Here is a 4,067-nt window from a genome sequence, read left to right as displayed (position 1 = left end):
GCCGGGCAGAGCGGCTCGATCCGGTCCTCGGACCTCTCGAGAACGGCCGTCACCGTACCGCGGCAGAAGGCGCGGCCAGGGTCGTCGTCGACCACGACCTCGACCAGTTCGCCCGTGATCCCGCCCCGGCAGAACACCACCCTTCCCTCGTGCCGGGCCACGAACTCGCCGCCCTGCGCGGGGCCCTGGATGCGCAGGTGGAGCACACGACCCGTCCACTCGGTTCTCTCCGTCTGCGTCATCGGTCCTCCGGTCCACTCCAGCGCCCGATAATCGGTTCGTCGCGCGCCTGCTCCGCGCGGCCGTCCGAGGACGACAGCTGCCAGGGGACGCTGGTCACCATGACGCCTCTCTCGTACAGCAGGCGGGTCTTCAGTCGAAGCGCGCTCTGGTTGTGCAGGAGCTGCTCCCACCAGTGCCCCACCACGTACTCCGGGATGTACACGATCACGACGTCCCTGGGTGACTGGTCGCGCAGTCGCTTGACGTAGTCGACCACCGGCCGGTTGATCTCCCGGTACGGCGACTCCACCACCTTGAGCGGCACGGAGATCCGTCGCTTCTCCCACTCGCGGACCAGGACCCGGGTCTCAGCTGTCTCGATGTTCACGGTCAGCGCCTCGATGGTGTCCGGTCTGGTCGCCCGCGCATAGGCGAGGGCCCGGAGGGTGGGCAGGTGGAGCTTGGACACCAGAACCACACAGTGGGTGCGGCTCGGGAGGACGACCTCCCAGGACGAGTCCTCGAGTTCGCGCGCGACGGACTCGTAGTGACGGTGGATGAGCTTCATGACCCCGAACACGGCCAGCATCGCCAGCACCGCGATGTAGGCGCCCGCGAAGAACTTGGTGCTCATGACGATCACCAGGACACCGGAGGTGAGGACGAACCCGACCGCGTTGACCGCCCGCGCGCGCTGCACCCGTCGCCGGACGGCGGGGATCTGTTCGCTGCCCAGTCGCCGAGTCCAGTGGCGGACCATCCCCAGCTGGCTGAGGGTGAAGGCGACGAAGACCCCCACGATGTAGAGCTGGATGAGCACGGTGACCTGCGCGTCGAAGGCGACGACCAGGACGATCGCCGCCACGGCGAGCAGGACGATCCCGTTGGAGAACGCGAGCCGGTCACCGCGCGTGGCGAGCTGTCTCGGCAGGTACTTGTCGCGCGCGAGAACCGAGGCGAGCACGGGGAAGCCGTTGAACGCGGTGTTGGCCGCGAGCACCAGGATGAGGGCGGTGATGGTCATGATCACGTAGAAGGCCAGCGGGAGTCCCGCGAAGACCGGGTCGGCCAGCTGCGCGATCATCGTCTTCTGCTGGTAGTCCTCCGGTGCACCGATCAGTTGGGCGGCCGGGTCCTCCGCGATCTGCACCCCGAGCTGGTTCGCCAGCACGATGAGCCCGAGCAGGAACGAGATGGACACCACCCCGAGCATGACCAGTGTCGTCGCGGCGTTCTTGGCCCGGGGACTGCGGAACGCGGGCACCCCGTTGTGGATGGCCTCGACTCCGGTCAGCGCGGCGCAGCCCGAGGCGAAGGACTTGGCCACCACGAACGCGAGTGCGAGCCCGGTGACCGCCACACCGTCGGGTGTGACGAGCTCGAAGCCCGCGGACTCCGCTCTCAGTTCACGGCCCAGTACGTCCACCTGGAACAGTCCCCACACCACCAGTGCGGCCATCGCCGCCATGAACGCGTAGACGGGGATCGCGAACATCGCGCGGGACTCCCGGATGCCCCGCAGGTTGATCGCGGTGAGCAGGACGATCGCGATGACGGCGAACACCACCTCGTGGGAGTACACGAACGGGATCGCGGAGCCGATGTTGGCCGCCGCCGCCGAGATCGACACCGCCACGGTGAGCACGTAGTCGATGAGCAGGGCCGCGCCGACACCCAGTCCGGCGTTCGGCCCGAGGTTGACGGTGGCGACCTCGTAGTCGCCCCCGCCGGATGGATACGCGCGGACGTTCTGGCGGTAGCAGGCGATCACGACCACCATGACGCCCGCCACCGCGAGCCCGACCCACGGGGTGAACGCCAGGGCCGACAACCCGGCCAACGACAGGATGAGGAAGATCTCCTCGGGGGCGTAGGCGACCGAGGACAACGCGTCCGAGGCGAACACCGGCAACGCGATCCGCTTGCGCAGCGGGGTGTCCCCGGTGGTGTCGCTGCGGAAGGGGCGCCCCAACAGCAGGCGCTTGGTTCCTACGGAGACCCTGGAGATCCTGGACACCGACACATCGTAGGGCTCCGCGTGCCGCAGGGACAGCGCCGTCGACGAGGGTAGCGTGATCGCACGGGTCCGCGCGTCGCGGACCGTGAGGAGCGGTACTCGCCATGAGGGTCATCATCATGGGCTGTGGGCGTGTCGGGGCGGCGCTCGCGACCGAGCTCGACGAGGGCGGTCACGAGGTGGTGGTGATCGACCGCGACCCCGCGTCGTTCGCCCGGTTGGCCGAGCAGTTCCGCGGCCGCACCGTCACCGGGCTCGGCTTCGACCGCGAGGTCCTCGTCGACGCCGGGCTGCACGGGGCGGACGCGTTCGCGGCGGTCTCCTCGGGGGACAACTCCAACATCATCGCCGCGAGGGTGGCCCGCGAGACTTTCGGCGTAGAGCGGGTGATCGCCCGGATCTACGACGCCGGACGCGCCGAGGTCTACGAGCGACTGGGCATTCCCACCGTCGCCACGGTGCCCTGGGCCACCGGCCGCCTCATCCGGTACATCACGTCCGGGTCGAGCCCGGTGGTCTGGCGGGAACAGACCGGCGAGGTGTCGGTGGTCGCCGTCGTCCCTCCGTCGGTGTGGGTCGGGGCCACACTGGCCTCTCTCGCCGGTCTGGTCGGAGGCACCGTGGTCGCGCTCACCCGCTTCGGGGAGTGTCGGGTCCCCGGCGGAGGCACTCTCGTGCAGGCGGATGACCTGATCCACCTCGCCGTCCCCTCCGGCGTGGTCGACGATCTCGACGACATCCTGGAGCGAGGACCCTCTGATGACTGACCGACCCGTGGCCGACGATCCCGACCCCGACGGCTCGGTTCCCGACTACGCCGACGGGGCCGGTCTGCTGGACCGCACCCCCGCCCGCACGTTCCACGCCTCCACCATGCGCGTTCTGGTGGCCGGGGCCGGCGTGGTGGGACGATCGATCGCACGCGAACTCCTGGCCAACGACCACACCGTGACGCTGGTCGACAAACGCGCGGCGGTGTTCGACCGCGACGCGGTTGACGGTGCCCGGCAGCTCGTCGGGGACGCGTGCGAGCTGAGCTTCCTCGAACGACTCCGAGCGGAGGAATCCGACGTGGTGGTCGCGGCCACCGGTGACGACAAGGTGAACCTGGTCGTGAGCCTGCTGGCCAAGACGGAATTCGCAGTGCCCCGAGTGGTCGCCCGCGTCAACGACCCCCGGAACGAGTGGTTGTTCGACGACCGCTGGGGCGTCGACGTGGCCGTCTCCACCCCTCGGCTCATGGTCTCCGTGGTGGAGGAGGCGGTCTCCGTCGGGGACGTCGTGCGGTTGATGACCCTGCGGCGCGGCGGTGCCAATCTGGTGAGCGTGACCCTGCCGGACCAGACCCCCCTCGCGGGCAGACCTGTCTCCCGCGTCCGGTTCCCCCGGGACGTGGCGCTGGTGGCGATCCTCCGCGGGGGAAGGGTGATAGCCCCGGAACCCGACGTGCCGTTCGAACCCGGCGACGAGTTGCTGGTCGTGGCGCCGGAGGCCGCGGAGGCGGACCTGAGCACCGCGATCCTCGGGGGCTGACCCCCGCTCCACGAACCCGGTTCTCGCCCCCGGGGACGGTGACCGCGACCTCCCGCCCGTAGTCCCACCCCGGGGCGAGCGGCAGCGCGTCTCCGCTCCAGAATCGGCCGGGGTCGTACCAACTGGCGTCGCCGGCCGGCAGCAGGACACCCATAGCCTCGAGTGTCATCCCGACAACCTCCGCGCAGTAGGCGGCCTCCATGCGCAACGCGGGGCCGGTGTCCGCACGTCGGCGCCACGGGAGGCCGATTGCCCGGTGTCCCGGGGCTCCGGCACCGCCGCCCCGTCCCGCTCC

At 70.0% G+C, this 4,067-nt stretch carries 4 protein-coding genes and 1 pseudogene; 2 read left to right on the top strand and 3 right to left on the bottom strand.

Going from position 1 to position 4,067, the window contains the following annotated elements:
* Both G6027_RS11730 and G6027_RS11725 read right to left on the bottom strand, forming a co-directional pair.
* A partial coding sequence (locus tag G6027_RS11730) for a TRAM domain-containing protein (RefSeq protein WP_346995710.1) occupies positions 1 to 242 on the bottom strand: 242 nt, incomplete at its 3' end.
* Positions 239 to 2,230 carry an amino acid permease gene (locus G6027_RS11725; RefSeq protein WP_182637338.1) on the bottom strand — a complete coding sequence of 664 codons (1,992 nt, stop codon included), beginning with the start codon at positions 2,228 to 2,230 and terminating at the stop codon, positions 239 to 241. The genes G6027_RS11725 and G6027_RS11730, both read right to left, overlap by 4 nt.
* 113 nt (positions 2,231 to 2,343) lie before the next feature.
* Here G6027_RS11725 and G6027_RS11720 point away from each other — a divergent pair, with 113 nt between their 5' ends.
* Both G6027_RS11720 and G6027_RS11715 read left to right on the top strand, forming a co-directional pair.
* Positions 2,344 to 3,006: a TrkA family potassium uptake protein gene (locus G6027_RS11720; RefSeq protein WP_182637336.1), complete on the top strand. Its 663-nt coding sequence runs from the start codon at positions 2,344 to 2,346 to the stop codon at positions 3,004 to 3,006.
* A 106-nt stretch (positions 3,007 to 3,112) separates the two neighbouring features.
* Positions 3,113 to 3,772 carry a TrkA family potassium uptake protein gene (locus tag G6027_RS11715; RefSeq protein WP_182637337.1) on the top strand — a complete coding sequence of 220 codons (660 nt, stop codon included), beginning with the start codon at positions 3,113 to 3,115 and terminating at the stop codon, positions 3,770 to 3,772.
* A 31-nt stretch (positions 3,773 to 3,803) separates the two neighbouring features.
* Here the strand turns inward: G6027_RS11715 and G6027_RS18850 are convergent.
* Positions 3,804 to 4,067, bottom strand: a pseudogene (locus G6027_RS18850) (hypothetical protein); the annotation flags it as partial.

Origin of the sequence: Dietzia sp. SLG310A2-38A2 (assembly GCF_014145095.1) — a bacterium.
Classification (GTDB): domain Bacteria; phylum Actinomycetota; class Actinomycetes; order Mycobacteriales; family Mycobacteriaceae; genus Dietzia.
Note: the sequence above shows the minus strand (reverse complement) of the source record. Positions and strands in the feature narration are given on the sequence as shown.